This is a genomic window from Devosia subaequoris, assembly GCF_014197055.1.
Lineage (GTDB): Bacteria > Pseudomonadota > Alphaproteobacteria > Rhizobiales > Devosiaceae > Devosia > Devosia subaequoris.
This window is the reverse complement of the sequence record NZ_JACIEW010000001.1, coordinates 1-14,899: the sequence shown is the minus strand read 5'-3', so window position 1 is coordinate 14,899 and position 14,899 is coordinate 1. Positions and strand designations below refer to the sequence as shown.

Here is a 14,899-nt window from a genome sequence, read left to right as displayed (position 1 = left end):
CAGCCTCTCCATCGGCCCCTCCATGGTCTTGATATGGGTGATGTCGGTCACCCAGGCGGTGTCCGGTGCATCGACGTCAAACTGCCTGGCCAGGGTGTTGTCGACCACGACCGATGGCTTGCCACCATAGGAGCCAGGCCGGCGCCGATAGCCGATCTGGGCCTTGATCCCGGCCAAGCGCGCAATACGGTTGGCGCAACTGGTCTCGCCTTGGTCCAGCAGATCATCATGCAGCGTGCGATAGCCATAGACCTTGCCGCTCTGCTTCCAGGCCTCCTCGATGAGCTGGGTCTGGCGAATGTCTTCCTGGAAGACGCTTATCTCGCTGTGTTGGACCGGACGCGAACAAAGCCGCACTTCCTCGCCTTCCCTCAGATCCATTTGCCCGCCCTGAATTTCTCCGATGCGGAGTTTGGGGCCCTGAACATCCACGAGAGCGGCCAAGTGCCGGCCCTGCGCACTGCTTACGTTGCGAACCTTGGTTAAAAGCTCTCGCAACGTACCATGATGTGGATGGGCCCAAGGTCGCCACGATTTTGGTGCGTCTGCGCTGCATGAATTTCCTCATCTCTCGGGGGCGGAACTGGAAAGTGGCGCCAAGCCCCCTGAGGCGGCCAATGGCGGTATGACGGCCAGCCTGAAGGTGACGGCGAGGCCGGTGAGCGCAAAGACCAGGCATGAGGCCACCACACCGGGCCATTGCCAGTAGGACCACCCCAAGCCAGCGGCGGTCCCCAACAGGCTCGATCCGGCATAATAGGCCAGAAGGTAAAGAGCTGAACCTTGAGCCCGTGCCGGTCCGGACCGCCGCGCCACCCATGCGCTCGCAGTCGAATGCGCGCCGAAAAACCCGAACGTGGTAATCGCCAATCCCACGATTACGGCCCAAAGCGGCGGCGCAAGCGTGACCAGCAATCCTGCAATAATCACCAGCATCATGGGCCACAGGACCTTTCGACGGCCGACCAGGCCTGCGACCGACCCGATCGTCGCCGATGCGATGGTGCCAACCAGATAGACAGCAAAAATGGGCGCCACCGCTGCCGGGCTGAGGCTATAGGGTGGCGCAAGCAGGTGAAACGCAACGTAGTTGTAGATCGCGACGAACAAGCCCATCAGCAGGAACGAGCACAGCAACAAAAGCCGCAATGCTTTGTCCGAAACGACATGGTGCAGGTTGGACAGAAATTCCGGAAAGCTCAGAACGCCCGTGGCCGAGTTTCGAGGCTTGGGAAGCAAAAGCGCGAAGCCGATCGCATTCACAAGTATTGCTACGCCCAGCATCAGTAGCGCTTCCCGCCATGTAACGACTTCCAGCAGCAACCCCATCAGCAAGCGCCCGCTCATGCCACCGATGGCCGATCCACCCACGAACATGCCCATGCCGAAGCCTAAAGCAGCAGTGTCCATTTCCTCCCCGAGGTAAACCATCGCGATTGCCGGCACCCCGCAAACGGCGACTCCAATCAACGCGCGAACGAGAATGAAGGCTGCCCAATCGCTTGCCAACGCCATCGCAATGACGAGGGCGCTGGTGGCAAGCAGACTGATGGTCATCAATCGCTTTCGGTCAAAACGATTTCCCAGCCAACTGACCAGCAAAAGTGAAACGGAAAGCGTTCCGGTCGCCGCAGATATCGCGACCGAACTCTCGGTGGCAGTGAGATTGAACTCCGACGCGAAAATGGGAAGGAGCGGCTGCACGCAGTAGATTGCCGCGAACACCGAGAACGCAGCCAGAAAGAGCGCGATTGACGCCCGCCAGTACGTTCGCGAACCACGCAGAATGGTCCCGCTCATAGTCTGCACCGCTTTCTGGGGTTATACCGCGAAAGGCAATGAAGCATCCGGGCTTGGGGACGCCCCTCGGCCCGGATGCCCCGGGAGGATTAGGCGCGCATGGGCACCGGTTCTTTGCTTCCGAACTTCGCCTGATATGCGGTCGTAAGACCTGCCAACACAATCCCGAACATGTCGGTCTGCCAGCCGCCCGATATCAGCGATAGGGCCGCCACGATCAGGGCTATCCGGACCGGCCAAATCGCCTGGCCGAAGAACCACCCTTGAACAGCACCCGACAGCAGGAACACGCCAAGGGTCGCAGTCACACCCACACGCAATATCTCGTACCATTCTCCCTGCATAAGCAGTGCGTCTGAATAAAAGAACATGTAAGGCACGATAAATGCTGCGAGACCGATCTTGAAGCTTTCCACACTGGTCTTGATAGGGTCGGACCCCGCCAATGCGGAACCTGCATAGGCCGCAAGAGCCACCGGAGGCGTGATCGCCGACATCACGGCAAAATAGAAAATGAAGAAGTGGGCGATGAGCGGTTCGACGCCCAGATTGATAATGCCAGGTGCAATCACACTGGCGGCAACGGCATAGGCTGCCGTAGTGGGCATGCCCATGCCAAGCACGATCGAGACGCACATGGCGAAAAACAGGGCAAGCAACTGGCTTTGATCGGCCAGCCCCAAAAGCACGGACGAGAACCGCGATCCAATGCCGGTCAATGCAATGACGCCGACGATGATGCCTGCGGTTGCGCACACAGCGATAAGCTGCAGTACCATCCGGGCACCAAGTTCCAGCGCGAAGAAAAGCTGGCGGGGGCCCATGCGGTGCGGCGTCAGCCAGGAGACAACCGCCGCTGTAGCCATGGCCAGAGTGCCGGACCGAATGACCGAGTATCCCGAGAACAAAGAGAAGATCAGCACGACGATCGGGGTGAAAAGATAAATCTGACGCAGCAATGCGCCGAGCTTGGGCAGTTGGTCCTTCGGAAGGCCCACCATACCATATTTCTTCGCAGCGAAATCGACCATGAAGAAGACCGAGGCGAAGTAGACGATCGCGGGAATGATCGCCGCCCAGACGATCTCCATATAGGAGATGCCGGTGATTTCAGCCATGATGAAGGCGCCGGCGCCCATGATGGGCGGCATGATCTGTCCGCCAGAGGAGGCTGCTGCTTCCACGGCCGCCGAAGTCTGCGGCCGATAGCCGACCTTTTTCATCAGCGGGATCGTAAGGCTACCTGTGGCGACCACGTTGCCTGCCGATGTGCCATTGATCATGCCCATCAGCCCCGACGCGAAGATCGCGACCTTGGCAGGCCCGCCCCGCCGGTGTCCGGCAGCGGCAAAGGCGATATTGACAAAGTACTCACCCACCCGCGTCGCCTGCAGAAAGGCCGCAAAGATCACGAAGAGGATGATGTATGTCGATGATATCGCGATGGGTGCTGAGAGCACCCCGTTGTCGGTGAAGATGTAACTGAAGAAGCGCTTTGGATCATAGCCACGATGTTCGAGAATCCCCGGAAGCCATGGTCCCAGGAATGAATAGGCGACAAAGACACCGGCGATGATGACAAGCGCAAGGCCGGCAACGCGTCGCGTGAGTTCAAGAATGAGGATCACGCCCGTGACCGCCGCCCACATATCGGCTGGCAGTGCCATCGGCATGCCTGCACGCAACTGGAGCTGTGGAGCGAACTTGATGAGGTAGGCAACCGCTGCAATTGTCGCAACGCCAAGAAGGGCATCGCCCAGTGGTATTGCGTTGCGCCGTTGATCGGGGAAGAGCCAGCTATTGACGACAAGCAGGGCTGTACCGGCAGCGAGCGGAATGCCCAGTGTATCCATTGCCCATGCGGGCGGTATGGGCGATCCGGAAGTGGCGTCATGCACCCACACCACAAAGACAAGTGCCGCACCGTACACGACCCCTGCCCCACCGAGGGCGAGGAATAATTTGGAGACTGGCGATGCCGGCGCTTCCGCGCCATCCGCTAGTGATCTTGCGCTGAAGATCAGGTAGCCGAGCAACAAGCCGCCACCCACGTGCGAAAGCCGGAAAGTCCAGGTTTCCAGAGGCCAGACGTTCAGGACGAGCAGGTGGAATGCCGAAAACGCGACGCACATGATCGCAATGGCCCAATGCCGAGCGCCGAAAAACAGCCTTTCGTTGTCGACCTTGGGTTCCTGATCAACCGACGCCTCCGCGGTTTGACGCTCGATCAGCGAAATCTCGTCTTTGGTATCATCATTTTGGGCTGCAACGCCCTGGCTCCGATTGTCGTCAGACATCGAAAATCACTCCACCCTGAAGTAGACATGCGGCGCTGCGTATTGGCAACGCCGCATGCAACGCATCTGCTGAGTTGCTAATAGAACCTACTTGAGGTTCTCTGCGATCTCGTAGCCGTTCTCTTCGAACCAGCGCACTGCGCCAGGATGGAAGGGAACAACGGAGTTCTTGGTCACGTTCTCAGGCAGAGTTTCAGCCGCGGCAGCATGATTCTGAACCATGCGTTCATGGTTCTCCATGGCCAGGGCCGTGATCTCGTAAGCGAGATCCTCGGGCATGGATTCGTTGGCGATGGCGAAATTCCAGAGCGAAGTCGTCTGAAGATCTTCTGGCTGATCCTCATAGGTGTCAGCCGGAATGGTGAAGGGCGACATCGCAGGAACGATCTCGAGCATCGTATTGAGCGTCTCGTCGTCCATGGAAATGAAGCGCACGTCGTTTTCGACAGCCAGCTGTGCGTAGGCGCCCGTGGGCAGGCCGGCTGCGTAAACGAAGGCATCGATCAACCCATCCTTGAGCTGACCGGCCGTGTCCGAGCCGCCAGCATTGGATATGCTGACATCCTCGTAGCCTTCGGCGTTTTCGAAAAAGCGCGTCCAGTAGGTCGCTGACGTTCCGCCGGCAGGGCCGACACCGATACGCTTACCGGCCATGTCCTGGAAGGTCTCAATGTCGGAGCTTGCCAGTACCGCGGCCTGAAGCGGCGTCTGATACATCGGGAACAACGCGCGCACATTCTCGTGCGGCACACCCGGCATCAGGGGGCTTTCACCCTTGATGGCTTCGTGAGCCGGCCCGAGGGTCACAAAGCCCATCAGGTGGTCGCCGGTTTCCACCAGCGTCACATTCTGGACGGGCCCACCTGTGATTTCCACACTCGCATTCACGCCGAGCTCTTCAGAAATCATGGACGCAAAACCACTTCCGTATACGAAGTAGGTGCCGCCCTGGCTGCCTGTCCCCACGTTAAAGCTGCTTGGCCAATCGTCCTGCGCCATAACCGGCTGGGCGACAAAGGCTGCAAGCGAAGCCAGCAGTGCCAGTTTTAGTTTCATGTTCTTTCCTCCCATATAATCTGAAATCTCCCTCGGCAATCAGAGCGATCACCTCGACCTACACGCTAGGACCCTCCCTACCCGGCAACAATGCGCGTGATATTATATAATATTTTTTTATATTAAGCTGATGCGGCGATTTGCTTTTGATGCCGGGACAGCGTGTCTAGAAGTGCTTCACGAAGAGGGTCATTGGTCCCACGTACCCACGTGACAGCAAGAGCAAGCTTGTCGCGCACGGAGCTTCCAGACAAATCTATCGGAACAAACGTCACCCCCTGAACCTGCAAGCGCATCGTCCAGCGCGGCACAATGGCCAATCCCAGACCCGCGCTGACAATGTTCACGATCGTCTGCTTCTCCTCTGCGACCTGCGCGACGCGCGCACTCAGACCCGCTTCGAGAAACAGCTTGATCGTGAGATCGTGACTATGCGGTCTGGACCTGCGATCCGGTACGATAAGCGGTTGATCGACGAGTTCGCCGATTTGCAGCATGTCCCTTTTGGCGAGAGGATGATCCGATGGCATCGCCACGACCGCCGTTTCGGAGAACAGAGGGCGAAAGACGAGTCTGGAGTTACGCGTCTCGGGAGGACGCACAAACGCCACGTCAAGCCGACCTGAAAGCAGACGCGGCAGAAGCCTTATGGTCTTCTGCTCCATCAGGGTAATCTCGATATCGGGGTGCTCCAGACCAAAATAATGAAGCAATTCCGGCATCATGCCGGCTGCAACGCTGTCGATTGCGCCCACTCTGAGGACCTGGGCGTCGGATGATCGGCTCAAACGCGCCTTCTCTTCGAATGCATCGGAACGATCTATGAGATTCTTTGCATCCTCGAGCAGCATCAAGCCCGCCGCAGTAAGAGAAACATGCCGCGTTGTGCGCGCAATCAACGCCGTCCCGAGACTGTCCTCCAGCAGCTTGATGTGTCGGCTTAAGCTGGCCGGCAGCATATCAAGCTGTTGAGCGGCTTTTCCGAAATGCAACGTCTCGGCGACAGCGAGATAGCATCGTAGCTGGAGCAGCTCCACAAGCACCCTCTTTATATCAATTTTTTATATGATAAATGGAGCATTGCCCAATCCGGGTCAAGACGGGAAAAGTCGCGGCTCAGGGAGAGCTGCCTTCGACGGGCAGCCAGATTTTAAGGATTCAATGTCAATGCGCGAATATAAGATTGCCGCCATTCCGGCTGACGGAATTGGCCCTGAAGTCATTGAAGCCGGTCGCGCCGTTCTGTCCGCACTGTCGGAGCGCAGGGGCGATCTGCGGTTCACCTTCACGCAGTTCGACTGGGGCTCTGATTGGTATAAAAAGCACGGCAAGATGATGCCGGACGACGGCCTCGATCAGTTGCGCGATTTCGATGCAATCTATTTCGGCGCCGTTGGCGCGCCCGACGTTCCGGACCACATCACGCTCTGGGGCCTGCGCCTGCCCATCTGTCAGGGGTTCGACCAATATGCCAATGTGCGTCCCACTCGCATCATTCCAGGCATCACGTCGCCATTGCGGGGCGTCGGCGTCGGTGATCTGGACTGGGTCATCGTCCGGGAAAACTCCGAAGGCGAGTATTCCGGACACGGGGGGCGCGCGCACCGCGGACTTCCGGAGGAGGTCGGCACCGAGACGGCCATTTTCACGCGAGTCGGCGTGACCCGTATCATGCGGTATGCGTTCAAGATGGCGCAATCCCGCCCGCGTAAGCTGCTTACCGTTGTGACAAAATCCAATGCCCAGCGGCACGGCATGGTGATGTGGGACGAGATTGCGGCCGAGGTGTCACAGGAGTTCCCGGACGTCACCTGGGACAAGATGCTCGTCGATGCGATGACCGTGCGCATGGTCAAGAATCCCAAGAGCCTCGACACCATCGTCGCGACAAATCTGCACGCCGATATTCTTTCGGATCTTGCAGGTGCATTGTCAGGAAGCCTGGGCGTGGCACCGACCGGGAACATCGACCCTGAACGGCGCTTCCCCTCAATGTTCGAGCCCATCCACGGCTCGGCGTTCGACATTACCGGCAAGGGCATTGCGAACCCGGTCGCGACGTTCTGGACTGCGGCGCAGATGCTCGAGCATCTGGGCGAAGCTTCGGCCGCCGCGAGCTTGATGCGAGCGGTTGATCGGGTCTGCGAAGAAGGCATTCTGACCCCGGATGTCGGTGGTAAAGCGACAACACGGGAAGTGACGGATGCTGTAGTGTCGGCTATCTCAGGCTCGAACAGCCTAGATTAGCCAATGGCCTGGACCGATGCCGATGCGCGCAAGGTGTTGCGCGAGATGTTCGACGCTGCAATCGCCAGCGCCGAGGCCGGACGAGCAGTCCAGGACAACCTCCCCAGCAAGCCAGGGGGCAGATGCATAGTTGTCGGGGCCGGAAAGGCCTCGGCAGCCATGGCAGCGGGTTTGGAAGCAGCCTGGCCCGACGTTGAAATGTCGGGCGTTGTGGTCACGCGCTACGGGCATGGCGCGCCGACCAAGCGCATCAAGGTACTCGAAGCGTCGCATCCGGTTCCCGATGCGAGCAGCCTTGACGCCGCCAGCGCTATTCTTGAAGCGGTGCAAAACCTGACCCCCGATGATCTGGTCATAGCGCTCATTTCGGGTGGCGGGTCCGCCCTCTTGGTTCAGCCCGCGAATGGTTTGACGCTCGAGGACAAGCAATCAATAAACGCAGAACTGCTCAAGTCCGGAGCAGCCATCGGCGAGATCAAGTGCGTTCGGGCTGCGCTATCCAACATCAAGGGTGGCAAACTTGCCCTTGCGGCGGCTCCCGCGCGCATTGAAACGCTGGTCATCAGCGATGTGCCCGGGGACACTCCTTCAGAAGTTGCATCGGGACCGACGATTCCTGTTCCAGATCTCAACACCAGAGCCAGGGCCGTCATAGAACGGTATGACATCCCCCTGCCCCCAGCCGCGAAGTCTCTTCTTGATGGCCCCGATCAACCTCAGCTTACAAACACCGGCAAGGTTCGGCTCATTGCTTCGCCGCGTCAGGCCATTGCCGCCGCACAATCGGTTGCTCACAGCTATGGGCTTGCGACCTTGTCACTTGGCGACGCTCTCGAAGGAGAAAGCCGCGAGTTGGGCAAGATCCTAGCCGGCATTGCCGCCAGCATCCGAAGCTCGGGCGCGCCGGCCGCCGCTCCATGCGTAGTGCTATCGGGTGGAGAAACCACGGTTACAATCGCAGGTGCCGCGCCAGGAAAAGGTGGGCGCAACACTGAATTTCTGCTCAGCCTCGCCATCGCATTAAAGGGCACCGCCAATGTTTGGGCGATCGCAGGCGATACCGATGGTATCGATGGGGTTGAGGACGCTGCAGGCGCCATCGTGGCTCCAGATACGCTCCAACGCGCGCGACTTCAGGACCTTCCCGCCGACGCGTTTCTCAAGCGCCACGGGAACCTTTGGGACCCCGTTCTGGTGACGGGCCAGCTTTCGGCAAACGCACGCCGGACCGAAGTAGCCGAGGTCGGCTACCAGATCGACGATGCCTCAGTTGAGATTTTCCAGCGCAACTGAATGGGTTCTGGTTCTTAGGTCACTGTCTAGAGGGCGTGAGATCGAACACCGGCTATTTGCCGCTTGGCAGCGCCAACCAAATGCGGTTGCCAATACCCAAGACCAACCGCGCACGCACTGAGCGGTATCGCGGGCCGATACATGATGGACGAGCGACCAGCCAAGCCGCCGATCACGATAGTGCCCACCATTTTCGGCAGAGGAACATAGCGCCTCTGGACGCGTGCATTGTGTCGAGTTCATGTGCGTTCCGACATCAAATAGCAGTCAGCGAAGGTCGGGTTCCGGGAGACCACCAGCGTCAGCTGAACGGCAGGAATGGGGCGCATCTGCCCGGCGGGTATGGAAGCCCCCTGCCCTATAATCCTTCGCGCCAGTGCCTTAGGAGGGCGCGGAGGACAAGCAGGTTTCCGAATAACCAAACAGTAAACACTTGGCTGGCAGGCTAATCGAGAGCTCGGTGCCGCCGCACAAAAGTCCACTCTACGAATGTCGGCGCCATGAAAGGGGCCGTACGAGTTTTCGTGCAGCCCAGTTTGATCATTGCGGACAGAATTCAGGAGGCGGCGTCCTTGTTGACCCCGCCCTTCATGGCGATCGCTGTCATGCGGCGGTCGCCGTCATAAGTCTGATCGAGGCATTTTTTCAACACCGCCGCGTCACCGTCCAAACCGAGGCGGTTGGCAAAGGCGGCCAGGGTCCCGTAACCTGCAAGTGCGTAATGTACCATGCGCTGATACTGCGGGATGATGGCTGCGTCACGCACGTCAGCGTCCGTGATCTCCTCGGACAAGCCATGCGCGCGCGCTTCCTTCACGAGGCCTTCCATACCCTTGCAATGCTCCGCGTTCGGCTTGATGCCGTGGTCGTTGCACAGCTTTTCTATTTCGGCGATGCCATCGGCAATACCGTTGCCGCCATCGATCAGCGCCTCGGACAATTCCTCGTCTTGGGCGGCGCGGCCGAGTTCGGTCACGACTGCCAGGGACTGGGTGTTGGCGCTCCAGATATCCTGCAGCTGCTCGAGGTAAACGTCTTTGAGCGAGTTCATCGCCATGCCGGTCTCCTTAAGATTGTTAGCTACCCAACGATTAGCCCCATGGAGAGTTCCTCTGGTCGATACGGCTTGCCTGTATCCTGTGGCCCGCCCTAGGCGCCGCATTGACCGTCAGATTACTACGATTGGTTGCGTTCACAGTCCTTGCGGCTACGTCACCTATGCGCGCTGATCCGAAGGGGCTAAACGCCCGCATTGGGGCGCGTTGCCGAAGAGCCCCATATTGCAACCACCTCTTGGACCGGCAGGGTTACTGTGCGCTCAGCCCGGTGATCATCGAGACGATCTCGTTCTTGTCGGTGTCCGCAGTTTTGCGGATGCCGATCTGCTTGCCCCGCCGTAGCACGCAGATGCGGTCCGACAGGCGGAACACCTGATCCAGGCTATGGCTGATGATCAGCACCCCGATATTGCGCGCCTTGAGCCCGGCCACGATCTTTTCCACCTTGGCCGTTTCCGCGAGGCCCAGCGCTGCCGTGGGTTCATCGAGCAGGATCAGCTTCTTGGCCCAGCGCGTGGCGCGGGCAATGGCGATACCCTGCCTCTGCCCACCCGACAGATCGCGGATAGTAGCGTGCGGTGAGGGAATGCGCACGTCCAGCTAAATGCTTTCGTCGACGTCTGCAGGAGGGCGACACCAGATCTAACCCCGAAGGTGTCTACAGAACGCGGGGCTATTCACACACATAGAGGAAGATCAGAGAGCGAAGTCGGCTTTTTTAGGGTATCCGCCTGGAGGTTTCGCGCCCGCAGCAGGGCTAACGACCAAAAAGTGGGCGCCTCAATGAGAAGGCCAGTTGCAATCAAGAAAGGCAAACGTTCACCAGATGTCAGGCGAACTGAACTCTGTAAGCACTACGGGTCTTAGTTGACAAAAAGTAACGCTCCAGCCTAGCTCAGAATTAACGGTAGCAGACGGAGCGTTGCCCAAACCTCAAACTACAATGCCATCAGCGGCTTGCAGTTTACCAGTTTACAATTTTAACAGACTACCTGCTAAAACCGTAATGCGGAACACTTTTCTGCGAAAGAAACATCATGCTTCCCAGATGTTTGAGGGCCACACGACGCACACGCCATCAACTTATGTAAACTAAAGCGCGAATCTCGCTGGATCTCAAGTTTTTCCGTTTACAATCCGAAGCAAGAAAGAGGGGCTCATTGCCGCCCCTCGTCGGCCGATGGCCGCCTCACCCGCTAGGATATTTACCGTGAACGATGGGAATGGTATCGTGATCTCGCGGTACAGCTAGGGATGGCGATGATCGCGTGAACGATGGTGGGCTGGCCTAGGTCAGTCCACTACCGTCCAATCCGCAGCGAGATTTCCTGCATCAATAGGCTTGTGGCGACTTTATAGCACACACGAATGCGCTTGGTATTCTGAAAGAATTATCCGAACCTGTTCTCGTTTTACAGCAGTTTAGATCATCGCGCGATCGAGGAAGACGACCCTTAGATAGGCCTAATGACATCTTAAACTCGCTGCCTTGGGCCTTGTGCACGCTGGCCCTCTTTCTAACCTGCAGCATTCTAATCGCGATCGCTTTTTCGCATACCGCGACGGGTTTTCCTGGGCATTATCAAGTCATTCCCCGCCCATCCCTCCGGCAGGGTGAAACCAGGCCCTGCCCCGGGTAGCGCGTGCAAAAAGACTATACCAATCTCCTCCAAGGCTCGTCGCACCAGGAGGTAAGTCTCAACAGAGCTGCGGCGGCCGCCCTCTAGATCGGCTAATGTACGCTCGCCTACACCGGCCCGCCCCGCCAACTCACTGCGGGTCAATCCCAGCGCCATCCTCGCTGCCAGCAAAAGTTCGGGGTGCATTTCCATGCGACGGATTTGACATGGCCGCTAAACACTAGCCAGTCAAAGCGATTGAAGCGCACATAACGTAGCTCGAACTGTGTGAAAAAGCATATCATTTGCAGAATCAAGCAGTACCATTTACCTTTGAGGTCCTCCTGGAGTGCACTCATGACGCGAATCGATTCGCTTGTTTCCAGCTACAAAGATGAGATCAGGGGCAAAGCTAAAGACGCTGCCTTGCTGTCGCAAAACCTTCTCGCTCTGCTTCACTTCGAGGCACGGCTTCCTGAGGAGAAGCTGAAGGGTGCTCCCGTGTTCGTCAGGTCACTTTACATCCCGTCGCAAGTCTGCGTGTGCATGGGGACGCTCCGGAATGCCGACGGCACAATCAACGAAATGACGCATACGGGAGAGATCGTTGTCGACGGGCGGGATCAAGGCTGGGTTCTTACCAGAACAGGCCTGTTCAGATTGGAGCACCACATGGGCACTTACAAATAACTAGGTGCGCGAGGAGTGGGGCAACCGTGCTGGGACAATCGCATGTATGACAGCAATGATGTCGCAGCCATCCTCACCGCGGCCCGACGTGATAATGCACTGTCGCAGAGACAGTTGGCATTGCTCGTGTCCGCGCCACTTTCCGTCATAATGGATCTGGAACTTGGGAACCTGCACAACATCACAACAGAGCAATTTCTTAGTGCGCTCCACCAGGTTGGGTTGAATATAAAGATCCTTCCTGTCCCCGGTCCCAGACCAACGTACGATGACCTTGTAGCCAACAGATTTGAGAAGCAGAGGGCTGAACTGTTTGCCTCATGGCTCAATGCCGAGCCAGGGCCGTGAGGACCCGGTCGTGGTCAGCGTCTGGATTCCTTCCAAATTGGGCACTGATGCTGCTATCGAGCCCGGCGAAACGCCCTTCCACGACTTGATGGTGGTAGCTGGTGATGTCTCAGACGGACCAGACAATGTAGTCGCCAAGTTGGTTACCCTTTACGACCAGACAAAAAAACCAATTCTGTTCGTCCCGGGGAACCGAGACTTCTCCGGAGCAAGGCTGCAAGCCGGAGAGTTCCACCATCTTCCTGCTGAAATCATTGTTCTTGAAACTGGAAGCTCTGCCTTCTTCGGAGGAGTCCGGTTCATTGGCTCAACATTGTGGACGGATTTCGAGCTTACAGGCACCGAATACGCCTCTCAGAAGTGGGCAATAGCGGCAATGCCGGAGTACTTCTCCGTCCGTCACAGCTGCGAGGATCGCCTCATTCGGCCAATCGATACCGCCGATGAGCACATGCGCGATAAAGCGAAGGTGGCTCGGGCCTTAAGTCATCCACATCAGGGCGCGACTGTCGTTGTAACCCACCACGCTCCTTCCATCCGGTCGCTGCCGGAGGAAGTTCAGTATGACATCAGCTGCGCGGCCTTCGCGTCGAACTTGGAACCCTTGATTGAGCGATACCAACCAGCCTTGTGGATACACGCGCCCATCTACGCAGATGCAGATTATCGAATAGGTTCGACACGCGTTGTCTCGAGCGGCGGAGGGTGCTTTTCCAAAGCTGACCCGGCAGAGCCCGGTGAAGAGCTCGTTATCGCTTTGTCGTAAGCTCGGCGTGGGCAAAGGGGGCAACATGCCCAGCGAATCGCACCGGCAGAGTTATAACGGCGGAGTTGGGGCCGATAGTTGTCAGTCCGGTGCTGGTCAGCGCTTTGAGAAAGCTGACTATCGTCGCGTGCTTATGGGCGCCCTGGCAGGAAGATTTCGTAGAAGCGCGGCGAGGACTGCGAACCGTCCAGGAACTAACCCAACACGGGCGAATGCGATGAGGCGGCGCATAAGGAGATCTGCAAGCTCTCTAATCGCAACCAGCTATGTCCATGTGCTGGGAGCGCAAAACACCCCTTCATCATTCGGTTTGGCTACGCGCAGCGTGTTCGACTAGGCGGGCCACGGTCTCGGCGGTTTCCTTGACCGCGACGACGTTGTTGCCGCCCGTGACCCGAAGCTGACAGCCGCAAGCCTGGTCCGAAATGATATGGTCGACATTGACGTAGACGGTAGGGCGAGCCGATGCCACAGCGCTCGTCAGTTTGATGATCTGCATGAAGTGTGCTCCACTTTCTCAAGTCTTCTTGTAGAATTTGTCTTAGTTGCCCTGACTGTCTCTCTCCCGCAACCAGGATTGCAGGCTCTCTGCCGACATAGGCCTGGCAAACGCATAACCCTGGAGATAATAGCGACCCAACCGGCGCAGCAGATCGGCATGCGCCTTGGTCTCGACGCCTTCGGCCACGACTTTTAGCCCAAGGGTCTTGCCCGCGCCGATAATCGAGTCCTCGATCTCATCGCGGAGTTCCCAACACTCCTCATCGGTCTTCGGAACCAGCCGAAAAATGAGACGTTTGGGGTCCAAAGATAGGTCGTCCGGTGTCCAAACCTAAGGAGAACAGCGATGCAAGTTCAAGAAATCATGAGCCGTAACCCAACCTGCTGCGGCCGCGCCGATACCATTCGGGATGCTGCGCATATCATGGCAGAGAAATCGGTTGGGTCCGTACCGGTTGTCAATGATATGGGAGAGCCAGTGGGGATCGTCACCGATCGCGATATCTGCTGCGGCGCCGTAGCCCAGGGGAAGGGAGTCGATACCCCAGTCTCTGAGGTCATGTCCACAGACGTCTTGACGACGACGCCGGATGAGGACGTGGCGGCCTGCTGCGACAAGATGGAGGAGCGGCAGGTCAGGAGGGCAATCGTTACAGATGAAAACGGGAAGTGTTGCGGAATAGTCGCCCAGGCGGACGTTGCCCGCGGCGCCAGCGATCGGGAAACTGCGGATCTCGTCCAGGAGATTTCGAAGCCAGAGCGCAAATCGGGCTGCTGCTAGCAGAGCGAAAACCGGTGACAGCGGCATGTTTGACGGAATGATGGGTGGCGGAATGATGTTCGGCATGGGGATCTTTTGGATCCTCATCCTGTTGCTGCTTGTACTGGCCGTCTTTGCCTTGGTGAAGTACTTGCGCAAATAGGTGGGCGAAGTTCTCGCGCCGTCGATCAGTCGTCAGCGGCAACCAGTTGGCTCTACTCGCCTGACGTCCCATTGAGCGTCTCCTGGTAGCCACGCTCGCGCTCCGGCCATGTGCTCTTGATGTAGTCGATGATCGCCATGATCTCGGTGTCCGTGAGCACAGCTCCAAAGGCTGGCATGTCCGTCTCGTATCCGGGCGCCATGGTCTCGAGACCATCGCGTATTACGGCAAGGAGTTGCTTGTCGGAGTGGTGCCACGTGTGCCCGCTGGCATCATGCGGTGGGGCTGGCAACCGGCCGCT

The 14,899-nt window shown here is 58.1% G+C and carries 16 protein-coding genes and 1 pseudogene; 6 read left to right on the top strand and 11 right to left on the bottom strand.

Going from position 1 to position 14,899, the window contains the following annotated elements; translation table 11 throughout:
• Window positions 1-15: 15 nt before the first annotated feature.
• The 5 genes and pseudogenes from GGR20_RS19190 to GGR20_RS00065 form a co-directional block, all read right to left on the bottom strand.
• A pseudogene (locus GGR20_RS19190) lies at window positions 16-309 on the bottom strand (IS3 family transposase); the annotation flags it as partial.
• A 255-nt stretch (window positions 310-564) separates the two neighbouring features.
• A complete protein-coding gene (locus GGR20_RS00080; RefSeq protein ID WP_246349344.1) occupies window positions 565-1,800 on the bottom strand; it encodes an MFS transporter in 1,236 nt (411 codons plus the stop codon).
• Window positions 1,801-1,889: 89 nt separating this feature from the next.
• The gene (locus GGR20_RS00075; RefSeq protein WP_183309227.1) at window positions 1,890-4,097 is read right to left on the bottom strand and encodes a TRAP transporter permease; all 2,208 of its coding nucleotides are present in this window, start codon (window positions 4,095-4,097) and stop codon (window positions 1,890-1,892) included.
• An 87-nt stretch (window positions 4,098-4,184) separates the two neighbouring features.
• A complete protein-coding gene (locus GGR20_RS00070) occupies window positions 4,185-5,153 on the bottom strand; it encodes a TAXI family TRAP transporter solute-binding subunit (protein WP_183309226.1) in 969 nt (322 codons plus the stop codon).
• Between the two features lie 122 nt (window positions 5,154-5,275).
• Entirely contained in the window at window positions 5,276-6,190 is a 915-nt protein-coding gene (locus GGR20_RS00065) for a LysR substrate-binding domain-containing protein (RefSeq protein WP_183309225.1), read from the bottom strand.
• Window positions 6,191-6,320: 130 nt separating this feature from the next.
• Here GGR20_RS00065 and GGR20_RS00060 point away from each other — a divergent pair, with 130 nt between their 5' ends.
• Together GGR20_RS00060 and GGR20_RS00055 are read left to right on the top strand one after the other, a co-directional pair.
• On the top strand, window positions 6,321-7,400 hold the full coding sequence (locus GGR20_RS00060; protein ID WP_183309224.1) for a tartrate dehydrogenase: 1,080 nt from the start codon (window positions 6,321-6,323) through the stop codon (window positions 7,398-7,400).
• Window positions 7,401-7,403: 3 nt separating this feature from the next.
• Complete coding sequence (locus GGR20_RS00055; RefSeq protein ID WP_183309223.1) at window positions 7,404-8,693, top strand: DUF4147 domain-containing protein; 1,290 nt, start codon at window positions 7,404-7,406, stop codon at window positions 8,691-8,693.
• Window positions 8,694-9,249: 556 nt separating this feature from the next.
• Here the strand turns inward: GGR20_RS00055 and GGR20_RS00050 are convergent.
• The 3 genes from GGR20_RS00050 to GGR20_RS19185 form a co-directional block, all read right to left on the bottom strand.
• Window positions 9,250-9,750 carry a ferritin-like domain-containing protein gene (locus tag GGR20_RS00050; protein ID WP_183309222.1) on the bottom strand — a complete coding sequence of 167 codons (501 nt, stop codon included), beginning with the start codon at window positions 9,748-9,750 and terminating at the stop codon, window positions 9,250-9,252.
• A 250-nt stretch (window positions 9,751-10,000) separates the two neighbouring features.
• On the bottom strand, window positions 10,001-10,345 hold the full coding sequence (locus GGR20_RS00045; RefSeq protein WP_253560443.1) for an ATP-binding cassette domain-containing protein: 345 nt from the start codon (window positions 10,343-10,345) through the stop codon (window positions 10,001-10,003).
• 938 nt (window positions 10,346-11,283) lie between these two features.
• Entirely contained in the window at window positions 11,284-11,547 is a 264-nt protein-coding gene (locus tag GGR20_RS19185) for a helix-turn-helix domain-containing protein (protein ID WP_420827418.1), read from the bottom strand.
• Between the two features lie 180 nt (window positions 11,548-11,727).
• Between GGR20_RS19185 and GGR20_RS00035 the strand changes: the two genes are divergently transcribed.
• The 3 genes from GGR20_RS00035 to GGR20_RS00025 are packed head-to-tail and all read left to right on the top strand — an operon-like array spanning window position 11,728 to window position 13,174.
• Window positions 11,728-12,060: a hypothetical protein gene (locus tag GGR20_RS00035; protein WP_183309220.1), complete on the top strand. Its 333-nt coding sequence runs from the start codon at window positions 11,728-11,730 to the stop codon at window positions 12,058-12,060.
• A gap of 42 nt (window positions 12,061-12,102) precedes the next feature.
• Window positions 12,103-12,408 carry a hypothetical protein gene (locus GGR20_RS00030; protein WP_183309219.1) on the top strand — a complete coding sequence of 102 codons (306 nt, stop codon included), beginning with the start codon at window positions 12,103-12,105 and terminating at the stop codon, window positions 12,406-12,408.
• 10 nt (window positions 12,409-12,418) lie between these two features.
• Window positions 12,419-13,174 (top strand): metallophosphoesterase, encoded by a 756-nt coding sequence (locus tag GGR20_RS00025; RefSeq protein ID WP_183309218.1) that lies wholly within the window; start codon window positions 12,419-12,421, stop codon window positions 13,172-13,174.
• A 301-nt stretch (window positions 13,175-13,475) separates the two neighbouring features.
• Here GGR20_RS00025 and GGR20_RS00020 read toward each other — a convergent pair whose 3' ends face one another.
• Both GGR20_RS00020 and GGR20_RS00015 read right to left on the bottom strand, forming a co-directional pair.
• Window positions 13,476-13,673, bottom strand: coding sequence for a hypothetical protein (locus GGR20_RS00020; protein ID WP_183309217.1), 198 nt, complete (start codon window positions 13,671-13,673; stop codon window positions 13,476-13,478).
• A gap of 42 nt (window positions 13,674-13,715) precedes the next feature.
• Complete coding sequence (locus tag GGR20_RS00015) at window positions 13,716-13,982, bottom strand: EAL domain-containing protein (protein WP_183309216.1); 267 nt, start codon at window positions 13,980-13,982, stop codon at window positions 13,716-13,718.
• A gap of 39 nt (window positions 13,983-14,021) precedes the next feature.
• On the opposite strand from GGR20_RS00015, the gene GGR20_RS19180 reads away from it, so the two are divergent.
• Window positions 14,022-14,456 carry a CBS domain-containing protein gene (locus GGR20_RS19180; protein ID WP_183309215.1) on the top strand — a complete coding sequence of 145 codons (435 nt, stop codon included), beginning with the start codon at window positions 14,022-14,024 and terminating at the stop codon, window positions 14,454-14,456.
• 194 nt (window positions 14,457-14,650) lie between these two features.
• Here the strand turns inward: GGR20_RS19180 and GGR20_RS18420 are convergent.
• Window positions 14,651-14,899: c-type cytochrome (locus GGR20_RS18420; protein ID WP_210283017.1), on the bottom strand; the 249-nt coding region annotated here is incomplete at its 5' end.

Bases quoted from the DNA above. Each gene is read 5' to 3' on its own strand.
- GGR20_RS19180 (WP_183309215.1), top strand. From the start codon at position 14,022: ATGCAAGTTCAAGAAATCATGAGCCGTAACCCAACCTGCTGCGGCCGC.
- GGR20_RS00055 (WP_183309223.1), top strand. From the start codon at position 7,404: ATGGCCTGGACCGATGCCGATGCGCGCAAGGTGTTGCGCGAGATGTTC.
- GGR20_RS00035 (WP_183309220.1), top strand. From the start codon at position 11,728: ATGACGCGAATCGATTCGCTTGTTTCCAGCTACAAAGATGAGATCAGG.
- GGR20_RS00080 (WP_246349344.1), bottom strand. From the start codon at position 1,800: ATGAGCGGGACCATTCTGCGTGGTTCGCGAACGTACTGGCGGGCGTCA.
- GGR20_RS00075 (WP_183309227.1), bottom strand. From the start codon at position 4,097: ATGTCTGACGACAATCGGAGCCAGGGCGTTGCAGCCCAAAATGATGAT.
- GGR20_RS00070 (WP_183309226.1), bottom strand. From the start codon at position 5,153: ATGAAACTAAAACTGGCACTGCTGGCTTCGCTTGCAGCCTTTGTCGCC.
- GGR20_RS00050 (WP_183309222.1), bottom strand. From the start codon at position 9,750: ATGGCGATGAACTCGCTCAAAGACGTTTACCTCGAGCAGCTGCAGGAT.
- GGR20_RS00060 (WP_183309224.1), top strand. From the start codon at position 6,321: ATGCGCGAATATAAGATTGCCGCCATTCCGGCTGACGGAATTGGCCCT.
- GGR20_RS00030 (WP_183309219.1), top strand. From the start codon at position 12,103: ATGTATGACAGCAATGATGTCGCAGCCATCCTCACCGCGGCCCGACGT.
- GGR20_RS00020 (WP_183309217.1), bottom strand. From the start codon at position 13,673: ATGCAGATCATCAAACTGACGAGCGCTGTGGCATCGGCTCGCCCTACC.
- GGR20_RS19185 (WP_420827418.1), bottom strand. From the start codon at position 11,547: ATGGCGCTGGGATTGACCCGCAGTGAGTTGGCGGGGCGGGCCGGTGTA.